Raw genomic sequence first — 19901 nt, 5'->3', positions numbered from 1 at the left:
TCATTCCCCCGATTGATGGGATTGTTGCAGTTGCTGCAATTGCCGCAACTGTTCACGTAAATGCGCCGGCATTTCCTTGTAGACGTCCTCGAACATGGTTTCGGCGCCGGCGCTCTGGCCGTTGGCCAAGGTGCCGTAGCGCTCCGCTTCTTTCTGGGCGGCGATGACCTGCGCTTCCAGTTCCTTTTCCGTATCCAGATGTTCCTGCTCAGACCATGCGCCAATGCCGATCAGATGCTGCTTCAAGCGCGCAATCGGATCGCCCAGCGGAAAATGCGACCAGTCATCCGCTGGCCGGTATTTGGATGGATCGTCGGAGGTCGAGTGCGGGCCGGCGCGATAGGTAACCCATTCGATCAGGGTCGGCCCCAGATTGTTGCGGGCCCGTTCGGCGGCCCAACTGGATGCCGCATACACGGCCAGGAAATCGTTGCCATCAACCCGCAGCGAGGCGATGCCGCAACCAACGCCGCGCGCGGCAAAAGTCGTGCTTTCTCCGCCTGCCAGGCTCTGGAAGCTGGAGATGGCCCACTGGTTGTTGACCACGTTGAGAATCACCGGCGCCCGGTACACGTGGGCGAAGGTCAGCGCGGTGTGGAAATCGGATTCGGCAGTGGAGCCGTCGCCAATCCAGGCCGAAGCGATCTTGGTGTCGCCCTTGATCGCTGAGGCCATGGCCCACCCTACTGCCTGGATGAACTGCGTCGCCAGGTTGCCGGAGATGGTAAAGAATCCTGCCGAGCGCACCGAATACAGCACCGGCAGCTGACGCCCCTTCAATGGATCGCGCCGATTCGAAAACAACTGGCAGATCAGGTCGACCAAGGGCACATCACGCGCCATCAACAGGCTTTGCTGGCGATAAGTGGGAAAGCACATGTCGCCCTGCTGCAGCGCCAGCGCATGGGCACTGCCGATGGCTTCTTCGCCCAGGCATTGCATGTAGAACGACATTTTCTTCTGGCGCTGGGCGATCACCATGCGCGCATCGAAAATTCGGGTCTTCATCATGATCCGCATACCGCGCCGCAACAATTCACGGTCGATGCCAGGCGCCCATGGGCCGACTGCGTTGCCGTCATCATCCAGCACACGCACCAGGGTGTATGCCAGATCGGCGGTCTCAGACGGAAGGATATCCAGCGGCGGGCGCCGCACTGCGCCGGCAGCGGCCAGATGCAAATAGGAAAAGTCGGTTTCGTGACCGGGGCGGCCAGTCGGCTCCGGAACGTGCAACGTAAGAGGTTTGCCTTGGCTCATACCCGCTTCCTCGCGCTCGATCATGTCGAGTTGAGTTTAGCAAACTTCGGGTTGGCGTGCTTCAAGCTCTCCGCACCGTGCCGACGGCCGACAATGCAACAACGTCCGCTTACATGCGATGGGCGAAACGACCGCGTTCGGCCTGATCCATCAATGCCAGAAATTGTTCGATCTGCATCTGGATCACCGCTTCATGATCGCCCGCCTCGAAATAGATTTCCGGTTGCAGCGTCAGGCTTTCGTCAAGGTAGGTGCGCAAGCCATAGGCGCTGCATACGGGATGGAGCGCAGCGACATCGCAATCCTTGAACAGCTCACGCAACTCGCTCTCGCTGGCCAGCAGCAGGTGACGTCCGGTCTTGTCCCACAATTCGGACAGATGCAAATGATAGGTAGACGGCAATACCGCAGCCACGTAGCCATGCGCATCTTCCAGGACCACGGTCTTGGCCAGGCGGTCGCCGGGAATATGCGCCACTTCCGCCGTGTCCATGCTGGTACGCTACGCGTTGCACAGATAGAGAGTGCATTGCGCCTAACGGGCTGCGACCGCCTGGATCTCTACCAGCAGATTGGGTTCCGCCAAGCCTGCGACGATGACCATCGTGGTTGCGGCAGCGTGGCCGGAAAATCGCCGTTCGCGCTCCTTGCGGTAAAAAGGCACGAGCTCCGGCCGCGTGATAAAGCCATCGACCTTGACCAGATCGTTCACAGTCATTTCGGCGTCGGCCAGCACCGCTAACAAGTTGTCCCAGGCAAGTTCGATTTGCTTCTCTGGATCATCTGGAACGATGCCATCGGTTGTAACACCCACTTGACCTGAAATATATAGCCAGCGCGCATCACCCGACGCCGAGGCACCATGGCTGTAGCACGAAAACGGCGGTGCGATGCCCACAGGATTGTGTAACTTGATACTCATAGTGAACTCCTTCAATTGCATTTTTTTGGCGGGAGGATAATCAGTGCCAGCACAAATGGCGTCCTGCACTATCGCCTATTTTTTTCCTACAATTACACTGTCGATCTCTGTTTGCGTAATCCCGTACTTTGCCATGCGAGTACGGTGGTCGGCTGAACCAAGGTACTCACGCAGTTGCGCATTCACGGCGTGCAAAAGGTCATGATTGCTTTTATTGAACGAGAAAGCGCCAATGGGGGCTTTCCCGTCCTTGCCTATATCGTGTGCAACCGCTTCCAGTTCCTTATTGGCGCCAGCAATGACACGATTACCGACCGCCGTGGCTGCGAACGCGTCGATCTTCCCTGAGAGAAGCGCGGCAACAGCATCGGGCTGGTGTTTGAACATAACGATCTGGCTATCGCTCACACCGGCAGATTTTGCGGAGTCAAACTGAATCTGTCCCGGAATGATCCCCAGCCGTACTTCGCTCTGCGCCGCTACTGCCTCGTAACTCGTAAGCGCTTTCGGATTGGTCCGATGTACCACAAAGCCATCGCCTAACGACCAGACCGGTACACTGAATGCGACGTGCTTTGCGCGTTCTTCTGTCGCGAAAATTGGCACATTCATGTCCCAACGGCCATTCTGCACACCGGGCAAAAGCTCTTCGAATGAGGTCAATTGATACTCGATAGTCGAGACGCCGATCGCGCGAAGCACTACTTCGGCCAGTTCTATATCGGCACCCTTCACAGAATGATCCTCGCCAGTCCAGTAGAATGGCGGTTCCTCTATATATGCAATTTTTACTCTCATAATTTTACTCAGTATATTTAATAGTTAACGTTCCGGTCCCCGCCCCAACAGCCCGGCATTTCCTCTACACATCGCTTTTGCAATTTAGATCATGAACGATGATGTATGAGCAAGCTCAAACACGTCCATCACATGGTTGTAGTGCCGCGTCCATAGCCAACGAAAGAGCAGACAACGCAGGTCCAAGACGTGAAGGCGGGAGATAACCAAATCCCAGCCGGAATACCCGACTGCTTTCACCAAACCATGTTCCAGACGCCAACTGCAAGTCATGACCGGGCAACAGATCCCAGAAGCGCGAGACTGCAGCGTCGTCGAACACATCAGAGCGTAGGCGCAAACAGCTCAACGCACCGGCATCCGGCCGTATCCACTCAACACGTTTGTGCTCGCCCTCGCACCATGCCGCCAGTTCCTCAAGGGCATCCGCCAGCAATCGCCTTCGAGGTGCGAGCACACTTTCCTTGTTGCGCAGCAAAGCTGCGGCAAGCGTCTCATTCAGCACCGAACCCGAGATAACGGTGTTCATCTTGGCGATAACCAGGCGCGCCCGAAGGTCGGGGTCCGCCACCGTCAGCCAACCTGTCCGCAAGCCCGGTGCGCCAAGCGCCTTTGATACTGATGCACCGGTAACGATACGTGAGTCTAATCCTGCAAAACTGTCGACCATCACATCGTCACCGTAGGTGGCCTCTCGATAAGTCTCATCGATGAAAAGCAAAGCTTCCGGAGATTTTTTATCCATCAAGGCAAGGAGCTTCTCGATTTCAACGCGAGACGTCCGGATACCGCTGGGATTCTGTGGCGAGGCAATACTTACCAACTTGGTTTTTGGCGACAGGTTCGCGTCAATTTGATCCAGATTCAGCCGAAATCCGTTCTCGAACGACAACTTGATCTCGCGAATATTGACGCCGGCTCCAAGAAGACTGTCATGGCTCATTGGAAAACATGGCGTCAGTAGCACAGCCTCATCGCCGGGACGGCAAACTTCGAAAGCGAGAAGAAAGAGTCCGAGCGCGGTACCTTGCGTCGTCATGATCTGCTCTACCGGGACTTTGCAAGCATCCGCAATGGCCTCACGAAGCATGTCCGCACCAGCAGATTTTCCGTAGCCAAGCTTCAGGTCGCGGATATCTTCAAGGCCGGGCAAGTCCAGAAGTTCGCCGACCGTCAAGTCTTGCGACGTGCTCTCCGCCAGGTTGAACGGTCGATTCACGTCGAGGAGTGTAATTATCTCGTTGTAAGGAAACCTCCCGCGCCACTCAATGGAATTCGATTCATCGACGCCAGAACGCTGCTTCTCGTCGCAATTCTCTTGTAAAGCCATCACGTATTTTCCTTGTATTTGTTGATAATTTTTATGCCAAATATCCATCAAACATCCAATTCGGGCTGTCCGCTAGAGCGTCAGCGTTCCTTCCACACATGTGACGCAAGAACCGCCGATAAGTATCTTTCCGTTTGCATCTACACTCACCTTTACTCGCCCATCCCGACCGACGCAGCGACCTTGGCTTGCCACGTAATCTCCCCCACCGGTAGGCAACAAGCCACGCTCCCACTGAAAGGCGGCCACACTGCCGTTGCCGCTTCCGCAAACAGGATCCTCCTCCACGCCGCAGGACGGCGCGAAGGCGCGCACTTCGATTGCGGCATCTCCGTGCTCGTGATGACCGAATACGATCAGGCCTGTAACGCCAAGGCGACGTTCGAATTCCGCCAACTTCGCAAAATCCGGCCGCAGATCGAGCACGGCCGTGGCGTCGCTCATTTGCACGACCACCCAAATGGGTCCGACGTTCACGATAGCTGGCGCAGTCTTGATGTCCACTTTGCGCCGGAGGATGAGCTCCAGTTCTGCCATGTCTGGCGCGTGTAGCGGCGCCAATTTCGCAAGAGGCAGACCGAAGGTCAGTTGGCGCTGTCCACCTTGTTCATCGACTGCCACTTCAACAAGGCCGATGCTGCATTCCTGAATCAATCGACCGTTCCGACGAGGCGTCACGCGCCCAGCTTCCAGGACGGCGTGAGCGCTGCCAAGCGTTGGATGTCCAGCAAAGGGAAGTTCACTACGTGGAGTAAAAATACGCAAACGATAGTCGGCCTCGGCTGTCGTGGGCGGAAGGACAAATGTGGTTTCAGAAAGGTTGGTCCAGCCCGCGATAGCTTGCATCGTGTCAGCCGTCAACCCCTCGGCGTCCAGCACTACGGCCACCGGATTGCCCAGAAGCGGTCGGCGGGTGAAAACATCAACCACTTTATAGGATCGTTTCATGTTAGCGCCTGTTGCCTTGGATAGAGAGTCTCTCTGCGAATTTCCTGTCACGCGAACGTCTCGTCTAGTGCCGCCGCGATATCCGCAATCAGGTCAGCCGGATCTTCCAGACCGACTGACAGGCGCAGATGACCATATTCGCGGAATGTGTCCGGATAGCGCTCCGCCCCACCTCTTCCCGCCTTTCCTACATGCACGATCAGAGACTCGTCGTGGCCGAGCGATACCGCCGAAGTAATGAGACCAAGGTTGGCTACAAAGCGATTCTGTACTTCTGGCTCACCTTTGACCGCGAAAGCCATAACGGCGCCATATCCCATGCCATCAAATTGGCGTGACGCCAGCTCATGTTGTGGGTGAGACGGCAATCCCGGGTATGCCACAAAGGCTACTCGCGCATCCTTGTCGAGGAATTCTGCGATCTTCTGTGCTGTTGACATGTGCCTAGGCAAACGCAATGCAAGGGTCACTGAGCCTCGCATGATAAGCCACGCATTGAAAGGTGAAATCGAGCCACCCACACCAACGAGCGCATCGCCTTTCAGCCGACGGATCAGCTCCGCGCGACTGATAACAGCTCCGCCCATCGCATCGCCATGTCCGTTGATGTACTTCGTCAGCGAATGAACAACCAGATCCGCGCCATGTTCGAGTCCTCGAAACATCGGTGGAGGCGTGAACGTTGCATCAATTGACAACATGGCGCCGGCATCGTGTGCGATCTTTGCAAGCGTTTCAATATCTGCCACCTTCGTAGTTGGATTGGCAATCGTCTCTGCATGAATCAACTTTGTGTTCGGGCGCACAGCTTCCCGTACTGCGGAAAGATTGCTGATGTCTACGAACGTTGCCTCGATACCGTACCGTTCCGGAAACAGTTCACTGAAAAGTCGCCAAACGGCCTCATACGTCACATCGCTGACAACAACGTGATCGCCACTTTTCAGAAGCGTGAAGAATATCGAATGCAACGCAGCAACACCGGTGCTGAAAACCGCAGCATCCTCAGCGCGCTCCAGCGCTGCCAACTTGCGCTCAAGACAAAGCTGGTTGTGACCCGAGTTACGCGTATAGAACAGCGTCTGGGAATCCGACCAGTCGAGTGCCGATGGGTCAAAAGGCAATTCGTAAGAATTTGCCATGACGATCGGCGTGCGCACTGCACCCGTCGTAGCGTCAATGTGATTTCCGCCATGTACTGCCTGGCTGTCGAATGAGAGAGTCGCCGGTCTTTCCTTGTCGGGTCGTTGCTGAATATTTTTGGTTGCCATATGCTACCTCGCGCAATGGGAAACGGGACCTGGCACCCCAGGTAATCGTTGTTCATGACAGCGCCCTCTTCGGCGCCATCGATCGGATTGCTTACCGAGATGAAGCTGCTCGATGAGTCCATCGCAGTCAAAATCTTGCGACGGGTGTTGCTGAAGTCGGCCATCAGGACATCCCCAGGGATGTGGAATGAACATATCGTAGCAGCCTGAGACCTATCATAACAGTCACAATTTTGCGCCAATTTGACCATAACAGTTGTGCTTGACAAGACGCGCGCGCAAAAATGATAATCGTGACCTCGCCCAGAGGAACATTCGCATGGACACGCATATTCCGTTCCGCTATGAGCAGTTGGCCGAACTCATCGTCGGCATGATCGACAACGGCGCGCTGGCGCCAGGCACGCGTCTGCCATCCGTGCGCGCTGCCAGCGTGCAACACCGCATTAGTATCTCTACGGCGCTACAGGCATACCGTATGCTTGAGGATCGCGGCATCCTCGTTGCGCGGCCGCAGTCGGGCTATTATGTCGCGGTCACACACCGCGGTGGACTCGCGTTGCCGTCGACCTCGCGTCCGCGCCCACGCGCATCGACCGTATCGATTAGCGGAGCCGTCGCGGCATTGCTTGAGCATGCATCGAATTCGAAACTCGTACCACTCGGCTGCGCCGTGCCCAACGCAATGCTGCTGCAATCGAAGCGTCTCGACCTCGCACTTGCGCGTGCCGCACGTCAGCACGGTGCACACTACAACGTCTATTGCGCGCCGCGCGGCGAACTGCTTTTGCGCCGTGAAATCGCGAAGCGGGCGATGCGCGTCGGCCACGTGCTATCGCCCGACGATGTGCTCATCACGAGCGGCTGCACCGAGGCGCTAACGCTCGCGCTTACCGCCGTCGCCAAGCCAGGCGATACGATCGCCATCGAATCGCCCACCTACTTCGGACTCTTGCACACTCTCGAAGTGCTCGGTTTGAAGGCTTTGGAGCTGCCGACCGACCCGGCGCGGGGCGTCGACGTCAGTGCATTCGCAAGCCTGCTCGATACGGAATCGGTGGCGGCCTGCGTGCTATCGTCGAATTTCAGTAACCCGCTCGGCTCGACGATGGCTGAAGCCGACAAAAAGACCCTCCTCGCGCTACTCGCCCAGCACGCCGTTCCGCTGATCGAAGACGATGTATATGGCGATATCCACTTTGGCCGCGAGCGGCCGAAGCCATTCATCGCGCTCGAAGGTGGCTCCAATACAATCTACTGCAGTTCCTTCTCGAAAAGCCTTGCGCCCGGATACCGGGTCGGCTGGATTGTAGCGGGCGCCTACGCGCAACGTGTGATGGAGCGCAAGCTCGCGTTCAGCCTCAGTAGCCCTGTCTTGCCACAAGTGGCGCTGGCGGAATTCCTGGCGAGCGGCGCATATGATGCGCACTTGCGCCGCGTCCGTCGTATCTTTGAAGAGAACCTCGCGCGCATGAGGCGTGCAATTGAAGCAAGCTTCCCGGCCGGGACGAAAGTGAGCCAGCCTGCAGGCGGCTTCGTGCTCTGGCTCGAACTACCGAAGGGATTCGATTCGCGCTCACTCTTCGACGACGCGCTCGAGCAAGGCATTTGCTTTGCCCCCGGCGACGTCTTCTCTGCGAGCCGGCGCTTCCGCAATTGTCTACGCTTGAGCGTAGGATCTGCATGGAACGACCGCATCGAAGACGGCATCCAACGCCTGGGTCAACTTGCGCAGAAATTGCTCGCTCGCTGAACGCGCGATACATGCTCCACCTGGGCGCCGCGAGCTTGTAGACAGCTGCGCCTGGCCGGTTACCTTATCAAGTCGAATACAATTGATTTTCTCGAATACGGTTCATGGAGAAAAATGGTCCGTTGCTCGCAGTTGCTGTCGAATCACTTAATACCCGCGCGACATGTCTACACAAACAGGTATCACTCCTTCGTCTGTATATCGTTGGATATTTCTGGCAACGATCGCCGAAGCTGTTTCCCTATCTGTCGGGGCCGAACAATGGGGCAGTACGGTGATGCCCGGGTGCGTCCAATGCCATTGGTTGATTGGCAAAGGTTCAATCTCAAATACGTCCAGTACCGCATGCTTAAGGCGCCCGCTGTCCAAAGCCGAACGCAAATCGCTGTCATTGATAATTGGTCCGCGAGAAAAATTGATTAGCGATGCGCCGTCCGGCAAACAGGCCAAATTTTCGGCATTGAGCAGACCATTTGTTTCGGGGGTAAGTGGTAAAAGACAAATCAAAATATCAGCCTTCTCCAGCATGGCTTTTAGCGAAGTCTCACCGGAAAAGTGCTCAACGCCTGGTATATTTTTGGTAGCCCGGCTCCAACCACATACGTTGAAACCAGCATCCAAAAGGCGTGTTGCCGCCGCCTCACCCAAAGCGCCCAGCCCGAGCAAGCCGACGGTTTTATTCCCGGGACGAACGTAATCAAGCGATTTCCATTGTCGCAGTGCCTGTTGCCTCGCATACGCAGGCATGTCGCGATGCAGGTACATGGTCCACGCGAGCACTGCTTCGGCCATTGTTACTGCAAGTTGCGGATCGACAAGCCGCACGATTTTTACATGTTTGTTACCGATATCTGCGACCAAGCGTTCGACGCCTGCCCAAACGCTGTGTACCCATTGCAGACGCGGTAAATCCTGTAGATCTGCGGGATTGGGATTGGCGACGATGGCAACGGAACAATTCGCCTTGCTTTCGTTGTCCATTTCATTGAAAGAAATGATTCTTTTGTCAGGCATTGCCTGCTGCAAGGCATGGACCCAGGCAGATGTCTGAGCGTAGCCGTTGGCGGCGATGAACGGAATGGCTACGTCTTTCATTTTGCATAGACTCCATCCAACGTAGCGAAACCCTTGATTTCGATTGGGTTGCCAGATGGGTCAAGGAAAAACATCGTGGCTTGCTCCCCCGGCTCCCCGGGAAAACGAATACTTGGCGCAAGCACAAATTGAATTTTCTCCTCCATCAAGCGTGCTGCCAATAGCCGCCAGTCCGACATCGTCAAAATAACGCCTAGATGCGGCATCGGCACCATATGGTCACCGACTTTTCCGGTATTGCTGGTGGCAAATGGCTCACCCAAATGCAGTGAGATTTGATGGCCGTAGAAATCGAAATCTACCCATGTATCGGTACTGCGTCCCTCCTTGCATCCCAGGATCGCGCCGTAGAATTGGCGCGCCTGTTCCAGATCGCGTACGTGGTAAGCCAGATGAAATAGGGCCTGCATGATTTTCTCCAAATTGTCTGCCAGGTGCATAGCGCGACCTGGTCGAAGTAATGGAATCGTAGCTTTTCCTATTCAAAAGACATAGTATATAATTTTTAATACCTTCGAAAGAATAAGTGATGGATAGCCGCTATTTGAAAAGTCTGATTGCGGTGGTCGATCGTGGTTCTATTGCCGATGCTGCACGCGCGGAGAATCTGACCTCTGCTGCGATCAGCCAACGGATACAGGCACTGGAACGCGAACTTGGGTTCGAGCTACTATCCCGTATTGGCCATGCGGCCAAAGCGACTGAAGCGTGCCTCGGCATCTTGCCGCGAGCGCGGCGTATCGTTCGTGAAGTGGATTTGATGCCGGACGATGCAGACCCAAGCGGTTTGACAGGTACGATTAAATTGGGTGCGATTTCTACGGCATTGACTGGGTTGCTGCCGTCGGCATTGCGTGCGCTAATGGAGCAAGCACCAAAAATCAAGCCGCGCGTCATTCCTGGGACATCGAATTCTTTATATAAATCTTTATTACATAATGAGATCGATGCCGCAATTTTGGTTGCTCCTGCTTTTGAATTACCAAAATCGCTATCTGTTGTTAGCCTCAAAAAAGAGCCGCTTGTACTACTGTCAAAAAAGAAATCGCGTGAAAATATCGCGACAATTTTGCAAAAATATCCGTATATTCGTTACGATCCACAGTCATGGGGTGGTCGTTTCGCGGAAAAATATTTGGCCGATCAAGGAATATTGATTGATCCGCTATTCGATCTTGATGCGTTGGAAGCCATAGCGATGTTGGTTGCCGAAGGAGTCGGCGTGAGTCTCGTACCACGTTGGTCAGGGCTTGAGCGCATTGCAGAAAACTGCGTCGTCACACCTGTAGTCGGTAATGAATTCACGCGTGAGATTGTGCTATTGACGAGGGAAAATGAACGCCCTCACATGATGGCTGCTTTGCTGCAAGCGTTGAGAACCTGACCTCTGTTCGAGGTCATTGTTGGTTTGCGCCGAATTCTGGCATGCATTTTTGCATTGAATCCCGACGGACTATATTGTTGACAACCAAGCCATGGCTTGGTTATCAACAATGCTTTAACCGCGGAAGTAGCGCGCTGGCGTGAACGGCATCTTGACCACTTCCACCGGTACCGGCTTGCCGCGCACGATGGCATGCAGCGATGTGCCGATCTGAGCATGCGCGCTCTCGACATAACCCATCGCCACCGGTGCGCCGACGGTCGGTCCGAAACCGCCGCTGGTGATGCGTCCAATTACCTTGCCGTCGGCATCGACCAGTTCCGCACCTTCGCGGGCGGGCATGCGGTCCTTCAGCGACAGACCAACGCGTTTGCGGCCGACGCCCTGATCCAGCTGCCCTTGAATCACCTGCGCGCCGGGATAGCCGCCGGCACGGGCGCCGCCGCTACGACGCGCTTTCGACAAGGCCCAACCGAGGCTGGCTTCAATCGGCGTGGTCGTGGTATCCATATCGTGCCCATACAGGCACAAGCCGGCTTCCAGGCGCAACGAATCGCGCGCACCGAGACCGATAGGAGCCACTTCCGGTTGCGCCAGCAGCAGGCGCGCCAGCGCTTCGGCCTGCTCATTCGGCACCGATATTTCAAAACCGTCTTCACCGGTGTAGCCGGAACGGCTGATGAAGCATTCAGCGCCTGCCAGCGTTACCTTGGCAGTCTGCATGAAGATCATTTTTGCAGTCGACGGCGCCAGGCGCGCCATGACTGCCGCTGCTGCCGGGCCTTGCAAGGCGAGCAAGGAACGGTCAGTCAATTCCTCGATCTGGCATTTGCCGGCCAGATGCTGGCGCAAGTGCGCGGTGTCCTGCTGCTTGCAAGCTGCATTCACCACCAGGAACAGATGATCGCCGCCGTTGGCCACCATCAGATCATCGAGGATGCCGCCTTCAGGATTGGTAAACAATGCGTAGCGCTGGGTATTCAGCGGCAGGTCGACGATATCGACCGGCACCAGCGATTCCAGCGCCGCTGCGGCGTCCGGACCGCTCAGGCGCAACTGACCCATGTGGGAGACATCGAACAGGCCGGCCTGGCTGCGCGTGTGGTTATGTTCCTTGAGGATGCCGCTAGGGTATTGCAGCGGCATGTCGTAGCCGGCAAACGGCACCATCTTGGCGCCGAGTTCCAGGTGCAGTTGGTGGAGCGCAGTGCGGGCCGTAGGTGCGGCTGTATTGGTATCGCTCATGGCGGAAAATCCTTTTGATTGCTTGATCGGGCGGCGCCTGTCGCCAGGTGCGCTCCGGGTTCACGTATACCGGTTGTCTTGGCAAAACGTGAGCACGAAGCGCCCACCCTACTTGGTGTTTCATTCGCAATCCAGCGTCGAAAAAACCGTAGGGTGGGCGCCCGTGCCCACCTGACTTACCGCCCTATTCGTAATCCGACATCGGCGGGCAGGAACAGACCAGGTTGCGGTCGCCGTAGACGTTGTCGATGCGTCCGACTGGTGGCCAGTACTTGTCCTGGCGCAGCGACTTCAACGGGAACACCGCTTGCTCGCGCGAGTAGCTGCGCTGCCATTCGTCGGTCAGGTCCTGTGTCGTATGCGGCGCATGGCGCAATGCAGTCTGCTCGGCCGTGATATCGCCGTTCTCTACCGCGCGGATTTCTTCGCGGATGGCAATCATGGCGTCGCAGAAACGATCCAGCTCTTCCTTCGATTCGCTTTCGGTCGGCTCGATCATCAAAGTGCCGGCCACCGGGAACGACATGGTCGGCGCATGGAAACCGTAGTCGATCAAACGCTTGGCGACGTCCTCTACCGTAACGCCAGTCTTGTCCTTCAGCGGCCGCAGGTCGATGATGCCTTCATGCGCCACCAGGCCATTGCTGCCGGTGTACAGGATCGGATAATGCGGCGCCAGCCGGTGCACGATGTAGTTGGCGTTCAGGATCGCGATTTCGCTGGCCTGCTTCAGTCCTTGCGCGCCCATCAACGTGATGTAAGCCCAGGTGATCGGCAGGATGCTGGCGCTGCCCCAAGGAGCCGCAGACACCGGCGCGATGCCGCTTTCCATCATCCGGTGCCCAGGCAGGAATGGCGCCAGATGGCTCTTGACGCCGATCGGACCGACACCAGGACCGCCGCCGCCGTGTGGAATGCAGAATGTCTTGTGCAGGTTCAGGTGCGAGACGTCGCCACCGAACTTGCCCGGTGCGCACAGACCGACCATCGCGTTCATGTTGGCGCCGTCGATATATACCTGGCCGCCGTGCGCATGCACGATGTCGCAGATTTCGCCGATCGCTTCTTCAAACACGCCGTGGGTCGACGGATAAGTGATCATCAGCGCCGCCAGGTCGCCGGCATGCTGATCGGCCTTGGCCCGCAAGTCGCCGACATCGACGTTACCCTGCGCATCGCATTGCACTACCACGACCTGCATGCCCGCCATGTGGGCGGTCGCAGGATTGGTGCCGTGCGCCGAGCTCGGGATCAGGCAGATGTTGCGTTTGCCTTCGCCGCGGCTCTGGTGATAGGCGCGAATCGCCAGCAGGCCGGCATACTCGCCCTGCGAACCGGCGTTCGGCTGCAGCGACACCGCATCGTAGCCGGTGCACACGCACAGCATGTGCTCCAGGTCCGCCACCAGTTGCTGATAACCCTGCGCCTGGTTCAACGGTGCAAACGGATGCATGGAACCGAACTCAGGCCAGGTGACCGGGATCATCTCGGTGGTGGCGTTCAGCTTCATGGTGCAGGAACCGAGCGGAATCATGCTGCGATCCAGCGCCAGGTCCTTGTCGGCCAGCGCGCGCAGATAACGCAGCATCTGGGTTTCCGAGTGGTGGCTGTTGAACACCGGATGGGTCAGGTAGGCGCTGCCGCGCTGCAGTCCGGATGGAATCTTTTCTTCCGCCTCGGCTTCCAGCTGGTCAAACGAAGGCAGCGGCTTGCCGACCGCAAAAATCTGCCACAGCGCTTCAACATCTGCGCGCGTCGTGGTTTCGTCCAGCGAAATGCCAATGCTGCCATCGTCGATCAGGCGCAGGTTGACTTGCTGGCCGCGTGCCGCGGCGTGGATGTCCTGGGTATGGCCACCGGTATGCACGGTGATGGTGTCGAAGAATGCTGCTGTCGGCACAGTGTGATGCAGACGGCGAATACCTTCCGCCAGGATCGCTGTCAGGCGGTGCACGCGCTGGGCGATGGTCTTCAGGCCTTGCGGGCCGTGGTAGACGGCATACATGCTGGCGATATTGGCCAGCAGCACCTGCGCTGTACAAACGTTACTGGTGGCTTTTTCGCGACGGATATGTTGTTCGCGGGTCTGCATCGCCAGGCGATAGGCGGGTTCGCCGCGGCTGTCGATGGAGACGCCGACCAGCCGTCCCGGCATCACGCGCTTGTGCGCATCGCGGGTGGCAAAGTATGCGGCGTGCGGTCCGCCGTAACCGAGCGGCACACCGAAGCGCTGCGCGCTGCCGATCACCACGTCGGCGCCGAACTCGCCCGGCGGCGTCAGCAGGGTTAACGCTAACAAATCAGCCGCGACGACGACCAGAGCCTGCTTGCCATGCGCCTGGCGCACGGTATCGGCGTAATCGTGGATTTCGCCGTTCAAGGTTGGGTATTGCAGCAATACGCCGAAGCAGTCGAGCCGCTCCAGGTCCTTGCGGTGATCGCCGACCACGACCTCGATCCCGGTCGGCGCGGCGCGGGTGCGCAACACGTCGATGGTTTGCGGATAGCAGTCTTGCGATACAAAGAATGTGGTGCTCTTGCTTTTCGACAGGCGCTGGCAGAACACCATCGCTTCAGCCGCGGCAGTCGCCTCATCCAACAGCGACGCATTGGCGATTTCCATGCCGGTCAGGTCAGTCACCATGGTCTGGAAATTCAGCAACGCTTCCAGCCGGCCTTGTGAAATTTCAGGTTGATACGGCGTGTAGGCGGTGTACCAGGCTGGATTCTCCAACAGGTTGCGCAGGATGACGGTCGGCGTATGGCAGTTGTAATAACCCATGCCGATATGCGACTTGAACATCTGGTTCTTGCCGGCGATCTGGCGCAGCGCCGCCAGCGTTTCGGCTTCGCTACGCGGGGAGCCAAGAGCAAGCGCTTGTTTTTCCAGGATAGCGCTAGGTACGACCTTCTTGATCAAGGCTTCGATGGAATCGAAACCGAGTGCAGTCAGCATGGCCTTTTGTTGGGTGGTATCCGGGCCGATGTGGCGTTCAATGAAATCGGCGTGTTGCGCCAGATCTTCTAGAGCAGGCCGTGATTGTGTCATGGATGCTTTTCCTTCGTGTGTATCGTGTGTAAACAGTAAGACAGTAGATTGCGTGCGGCTTTGCGTGCTGCTGCCGCTACTTAAGCCTGGCCCTTGATCATGGCTGCATAAGCCGCTTCATCCATCAAACCGTTCAACTCGGCTGCATCGCTGACTTTCATCTTGAAGAACCAGCCGGCGCCCAGCGGATCTTCGTTGATCTTGCCTGGTTCATCGGCCAAAGCCTCATTAATTTCAGTGACTGTGCCGGCAACCGGCATATTGATTTCACTCGCGGCCTTGACCGATTCGATCACTGCAGCTTCGTCGCCCTTGGCGAGTTCGGCGCCGACTTCAGGCAGTTGCACGAATACCAAGTCACCCAGATGTCCTTGGGCAAAGTCGGTGATGCCGACTGTTACCACGCCATCTGCCTCAACCCGCAACCACTCATGCTCAACCGTATATTTCACCTGACTCATGCTTGTATCTCCTTAACGTTCCGTTGGTAAGATCGTGTCGGCCCGAAGTGCCAACCGCGAATTCCGATAGGTTAAGGGGACAGCCCCTATGCTGTCTACCATTGGACCGACTGTTCGAATGCATTTGAGACGCCGATTTTATGCGCCAATCGCAGCCAAATGCCGTGAAGTAAATTGCCAGGCTTTCACAAGCCCATGATTCTAATCAGGATTTTTTTGGCGATAGGCGTAACTGCCGTTGCCGAATGTTTCGCCTGAGCCAAGCAGTCCGGATAATTTATTTTTTACGGCGAGTGCTGGAACGGCGTTTGTGGCAATGAAAAACTCCCGCGGACAGGAAAACAAGCTGTTCACAGGAGCTGGCCGGGGCCGGATTAAATGACCTTCTGCTCGCGCAACGCGGCGATGACATCTTTGCTATAACCGAATTGCCCCAGCACTTCCTCGGTATGCTCGCCCAGCAAAGGCGAACGGGTCACTTCGGTTGCGCTGTCCGACATCTTGATCGGATTGCCCACCGTCAGGTACTTGCCGCGCTTCGGATGATCGACTTCGACGATGGTGCCGCTCTGGCGCAGCGATTCGTCTTCGGCGATTTCCTTCATCGACAGGATAGGCCCGCACGGAATATCGTACTTGTTGAGGATATCCATCGCCTCGAACTTGGTCTTGGTCATGGTCCACTGCTCGATGCGGGCAAAGATCGGTTTCAGGTGCAGCAAACGCGCCGCCGGCGTTGCGTAGGCTTCATCATCGATCCAGCTTTCCTCGCCGATCACCTTGCAGACTGCCGGCCAGACCGCGCCCTGGGTGATGAAATAGATATAGGCGTTGGGGTCAGTTTCCCAGCCCTTGCATTTCAGGATAGAGCCTGGCTGGCCACCACCCGATGCATTGCCGGCACGCGGCACCGCCTCGCCGAATTTGCTGTCCGGGTACTGCGGATATTCGTGCATGGTGCCGGTGCGCTCCAGCCGTTGCTGGTCGCGCAGTTTGACCCGGCACAGGTTGAGCACGGCATCCTGCATCGGCGCCAGAACTTTTTGTCCGCGGCCGGTGTTGTTGCGTTGGTAGAGTGCGCTGACGATGCCGAGCGCCAGGTGCAGGCCGGTGCCGCTATCGCCGATCTGCGCGCCGGTGACCATCGGCGGACCGTCATCGAAGCCCGTGGTGGAAGCAGCGCCGCCGGCGCACTGGGCGACGTTTTCGTAGACCTTGCAGTCTTCGTATTTGCCAGGACCGAAACCCTTGACTGAAGCGACGATCATGCGCGGATTCAATTCCTGGATGCGGGCCCAGCTGAAGCCCATCCGATCCAGCGCGCCAGGGGCGAAGTTCTCGACCAGCACGTCGCACTCCTTGATCATCGTTTCCAGCACCTCTTTCCCTTTGGGATTCTTGGTGTCGAGCGTGATCGAGCGTTTGTTATGGTTCAACATCGTGAAATACAGGCTGTCGACGCCGGGAATGTCGCGCAACTGCCCGCGCGTGGCGTCGCCCTCGCCGGCCCGCTCGACCTTGATGACGTCGGCGCCGAACCATGCCAGCAATTGCGTGCAGGTTGGCCCGGACTGGACATGGGTGAAATCAAGAATACGCACTCCATCCAGTGCTTTGCTCATGACAGTCTCCTTCTTTTAGTTTTATCTGTTACCTGATCATCGTCAGCGCCGTGTCTCCGGCTTAACAATCATCTTACCCGGATTTCACGTTATGCCGGCTGGTTGCTGGATGCCAGCTTCGCCTCCAATTCCGCCAGGCGCTTGCGCAAGCTGCGCTCTTCGACAAAGCGGCTGGTTTCGTCGCGGATAACCGCCACGATGGCCGCCACTTTATTGTCCGCCGTATGCAGCAAGGCGACCGTGAACGCAATCGACAAGGTGCGGCCATCCTTGTGCACCGCCGGCACCCGCAGCACATCGTTGCCGTAGCGGGTGATGCCGGTATCCATGGTCTTCTGGTAGCCGTCCCAATGGCGTTGCCGCTGGCGTTCGGGGATGATCAGGTCGAGCGAGTTGCCGAGCGCTTCTGCGCGAGTAAAGCCGAACATGCGCTCGGCAGCCGGGTTCCATAATGTGATGGCGCCCTGGGCGTCGGAAATCACGATGGCGTCGCCGACCGCCTGTACCAGTTGATCGAAATCGATTGCGGAAGACATGCTGGCGCTCCTCTGTTTAAACAAAGACGGCGCCCTCAGGGGACGCCGTCAATCGCAAGCCGGAAATCATCCGGCTCTCAAGCAATCGTCCTCAGACCGCTTGCGCACTATGCAATTCGGCAATCTGGCCTGCGCTATAGCCCAGGCTGGCCAGAACTTCGTCGGTATGCTCGCCGAGCAATGGCGACCCGGTGATTTCCGGCGTCAGGTCGGAGAACTTGATTGGGCTGCCGACTGTGAGATATTTGCCGCGCTCCTTGTGATCGACTTCGGTGATGGTGCCGCTGGCGCGCAACGACGGATCGTTGGCCAGTTCCTTCATGGTCAGCACCGGTGCGCACGGAATGTCGAACTTGCGCAGGATATCGACCGCTTCGAACTTGGTCTTGTCCTTGAGCCAGACTTCGATCGTGTCGAAAATCTCGGTGATGTGCGGTTGCCGTGCCTTAGGTGTGTTGTAGGCCGGATCTTCGATCCATTCATCCTTGCCGATGGCCTTGCAGATTGGCGCCCAGGCATGGCCCTGGATGGTGAAATAGATATACGCGTTCGGATCGTTTTCCCAGCCTTTGCATTTCAGCACCCAGCCCGGCTGACCGCCACCGCCGGCATTGCCGCCGCGTGGCACGACATCGCTGAAAGTGCCATGCGGATATTGCGGATATTCCTCCAGGTAGCCGAGGCGGTCCAGGCGTTGCTGGTCGCGCAGTTTGACGCGGCACAGATTCAAGACGCTGTCCTGCATCGACACCGCAACCCGTTGCCCCTTGCCGCTCCTGTCGCGGCCGATCAATGCGGTCAGGATGCCGATAGCCAGGTGCATGCCGGTGTTGCTATCGCCCAGCGCGGCAGCGCTGACTGTTGGCGGGCCGTCCCAAAAGCCGGTCGTGGAGGCCGCACCGCCGGCGCATTGGGCGACGTTTTCGTAGACCTTCAGATCATCGTAATGATGGCCATCGCTGAAGCCTTTGACAGAAGCGACGATCATCTTCGGGTTCAGCTCGTTGATGCGTTCCCAGGAGAAGCCCATGCGATCCAGCGCGCCTGGGCCGAAATTCTCGACCAGCACATCGGATTCCCTGATCAGTTTTTCCAGCACCAGCTTGCCTTCCGGTTTTTTGGTATCCAGCGTGAGCGAACGCTTGTTGCTGTTCAACATGGTGAAATACAGGGCGTCGACATCCGGGATGTCGCGCAGTTGCGAACGCGTGACATCGCCGGAACCTGGCCGTTCGACCTTGATCACATCAGCACCAAACCAGGCCAGCAGTTGCGTACATGCAGGGCCGGCCTGCACATGGGTGAAGTCAATGATGCGGATGCCGTCCAGTGGTTTTGCCTTGCTTGTATCTGTAGTCATTTCAAATCTCCTGTTTCGTTTGATCGAATTTGTTTTGCCGGATTATTTGTACATGGTCTGCGCCATGGTTCCAGGCGCATACACGGCCGGATCAACCCAGATGTTGACCACCGCACAGCGACGGGTCTTGCGCACCGCTTCCCGTGCCCGTTGCAAGGCGCCCGCAATCTGCGCCGGATCGCGCACTTCCTCACCGTGCCCGCCCAACATTTCAGCGAACTTGCCGTACGGGATATCGCTCAACAGGTTGCCGACATTGCCGCGCTCTTCGCCGTACTTGGCCAACTGGCCGTAACGGATCTGGTTCATCGCCGAATTGTTGCCGATCACCGCGATATACGGCACACCAAAACGATTCGCCGTCTCCATGTCGAACGAGGTCATGCTGAAGGCGCCATCACCGTAGTAGCACATCACCTCTTTCTCCGGATTGGCCAGCCCTGCCGCAATCGCAAAGCCGGTACCGACACCCAGGCTGCCCAAGGCGCCCGGATCCATCCATTGACCCGGATTGCGCGGACGCACTGCTTGCGCCGAAATCGTCACCACATCGCCACCGTCGCCGATATAGATCGTGTCGTCGTTGAGGAATTCATTGATCTCGTACGCCACCCGATAAGGATGGATCGGTGAACTGTTCGATTTGAACAAGGGCATCAACTTCTCGGTCGCAATCGCTTCCAATTTTTGCAGTTGCTGCATCCATTCACGCCGTTTGGCATGCGCACCCTTGTTGATGCGGCCACTAGCGGCTTGCAATACCGCACCGAGGATGGTGCCGGGATCGCCGACCAGACCCAGCGTGATGTCGCGGTTCTTGCCGACAGTGCGATAGTCCTGGTCGATCTGGATTACTTTGGCATTCAG

At 57.2% G+C, this 19901-nt stretch carries 17 protein-coding genes and 1 pseudogene; 2 read left to right on the top strand and 16 right to left on the bottom strand.

What is annotated here, in order from left to right; translation table 11 throughout:
- The 7 genes and pseudogenes from ACIPF8_RS22370 to ACIPF8_RS22340 form a co-directional block, all read right to left on the bottom strand.
- A complete protein-coding gene (locus ACIPF8_RS22370) occupies positions 1–1260 on the bottom strand; it encodes a 3-methyl-2-oxobutanoate dehydrogenase (2-methylpropanoyl-transferring) subunit alpha (RefSeq protein ID WP_400425581.1) in 1260 nt (419 codons plus the stop codon).
- Between the two features lie 109 nt (positions 1261–1369).
- Positions 1370–1759: pseudogene (locus tag ACIPF8_RS22365) on the bottom strand (aminoacyl-tRNA deacylase); the annotation flags it as partial.
- 36 nt (positions 1760–1795) lie between these two features.
- Complete coding sequence (locus ACIPF8_RS22360) at positions 1796–2182, bottom strand: RidA family protein (protein ID WP_400425579.1); 387 nt, start codon at positions 2180–2182, stop codon at positions 1796–1798.
- A gap of 75 nt (positions 2183–2257) precedes the next feature.
- Positions 2258–2980 carry a transporter substrate-binding domain-containing protein gene (locus ACIPF8_RS22355; RefSeq protein ID WP_400425576.1) on the bottom strand — a complete coding sequence of 241 codons (723 nt, stop codon included), beginning with the start codon at positions 2978–2980 and terminating at the stop codon, positions 2258–2260.
- Between the two features lie 115 nt (positions 2981–3095).
- Positions 3096–4358 (bottom strand): pyridoxal phosphate-dependent aminotransferase, encoded by a 1263-nt coding sequence (locus ACIPF8_RS22350; RefSeq protein ID WP_400425573.1) that lies wholly within the window; start codon positions 4356–4358, stop codon positions 3096–3098.
- Between the two features lie 24 nt (positions 4359–4382).
- Positions 4383–5258 (bottom strand): PhzF family phenazine biosynthesis protein, encoded by an 876-nt coding sequence (locus tag ACIPF8_RS22345; protein ID WP_400425571.1) that lies wholly within the window; start codon positions 5256–5258, stop codon positions 4383–4385.
- Between the two features lie 47 nt (positions 5259–5305).
- Entirely contained in the window at positions 5306–6529 is a 1224-nt protein-coding gene (locus tag ACIPF8_RS22340) for a trans-sulfuration enzyme family protein (RefSeq protein ID WP_400425568.1), read from the bottom strand.
- A gap of 319 nt (positions 6530–6848) precedes the next feature.
- Between ACIPF8_RS22340 and ACIPF8_RS22335 the strand changes: the two genes are divergently transcribed.
- Complete coding sequence (locus tag ACIPF8_RS22335; protein ID WP_400425565.1) at positions 6849–8282, top strand: PLP-dependent aminotransferase family protein; 1434 nt, start codon at positions 6849–6851, stop codon at positions 8280–8282.
- A gap of 147 nt (positions 8283–8429) precedes the next feature.
- On the opposite strand, the gene ACIPF8_RS22330 is transcribed toward ACIPF8_RS22335, so the two are convergent.
- Together ACIPF8_RS22330 and ACIPF8_RS22325 are read right to left on the bottom strand one after the other, a co-directional pair.
- Complete coding sequence (locus ACIPF8_RS22330) at positions 8430–9377, bottom strand: 2-hydroxyacid dehydrogenase (protein ID WP_400425563.1); 948 nt, start codon at positions 9375–9377, stop codon at positions 8430–8432.
- The gene (locus ACIPF8_RS22325; RefSeq protein ID WP_400425560.1) at positions 9374–9787 is read right to left on the bottom strand and encodes a VOC family protein; all 414 of its coding nucleotides are present in this window, start codon (positions 9785–9787) and stop codon (positions 9374–9376) included. The genes ACIPF8_RS22330 and ACIPF8_RS22325 overlap by 4 nt, the downstream gene beginning before the upstream one ends.
- Positions 9788–9906: 119 nt before the next feature.
- Between ACIPF8_RS22325 and ACIPF8_RS22320 the strand changes: the two genes are divergently transcribed.
- Positions 9907–10761, top strand: coding sequence for a LysR substrate-binding domain-containing protein (locus ACIPF8_RS22320; protein WP_400425557.1), 855 nt, complete (start codon positions 9907–9909; stop codon positions 10759–10761).
- A 114-nt stretch (positions 10762–10875) separates the two neighbouring features.
- Here ACIPF8_RS22320 and gcvT read toward each other — a convergent pair whose 3' ends face one another.
- The 7 genes from gcvT to ACIPF8_RS22285 all read right to left on the bottom strand — a co-directional run.
- Positions 10876–12006 (bottom strand): glycine cleavage system aminomethyltransferase GcvT, encoded by a 1131-nt coding sequence (gcvT, locus tag ACIPF8_RS22315; RefSeq protein ID WP_400425554.1) that lies wholly within the window; start codon positions 12004–12006, stop codon positions 10876–10878.
- Positions 12007–12190: 184 nt separating this feature from the next.
- Entirely contained in the window at positions 12191–15055 is a 2865-nt protein-coding gene (gene gcvP, locus ACIPF8_RS22310; protein WP_400425551.1) for an aminomethyl-transferring glycine dehydrogenase, read from the bottom strand.
- A gap of 80 nt (positions 15056–15135) precedes the next feature.
- Complete coding sequence (gene gcvH, locus ACIPF8_RS22305) at positions 15136–15516, bottom strand: glycine cleavage system protein GcvH (RefSeq protein ID WP_400425549.1); 381 nt, start codon at positions 15514–15516, stop codon at positions 15136–15138.
- Between the two features lie 374 nt (positions 15517–15890).
- On the bottom strand, positions 15891–17138 hold the full coding sequence (gene frc / locus ACIPF8_RS22300; RefSeq protein WP_400425546.1) for a formyl-CoA transferase: 1248 nt from the start codon (positions 17136–17138) through the stop codon (positions 15891–15893).
- Positions 17139–17227: 89 nt separating this feature from the next.
- Positions 17228–17674, bottom strand: a complete 447-nt coding sequence (locus ACIPF8_RS22295) for a PAS domain-containing protein (RefSeq protein WP_400425543.1) — start codon at positions 17672–17674, stop codon at positions 17228–17230.
- Between the two features lie 91 nt (positions 17675–17765).
- A complete protein-coding gene (frc, locus tag ACIPF8_RS22290) occupies positions 17766–19034 on the bottom strand; it encodes a formyl-CoA transferase (RefSeq protein WP_400425540.1) in 1269 nt (422 codons plus the stop codon).
- A gap of 42 nt (positions 19035–19076) precedes the next feature.
- On the bottom strand, positions 19077–19901 hold an 825-nt coding region (locus tag ACIPF8_RS22285; RefSeq protein ID WP_400425537.1), incomplete at its 5' end, for a thiamine pyrophosphate-dependent enzyme.

The organism is Collimonas sp. NPDC087041 (genome assembly GCF_044745265.1).
GTDB lineage: Bacteria > Pseudomonadota > Gammaproteobacteria > Burkholderiales > Burkholderiaceae_D > Collimonas.
This window is presented reverse-complemented; position numbering and strand designations above follow the sequence as displayed.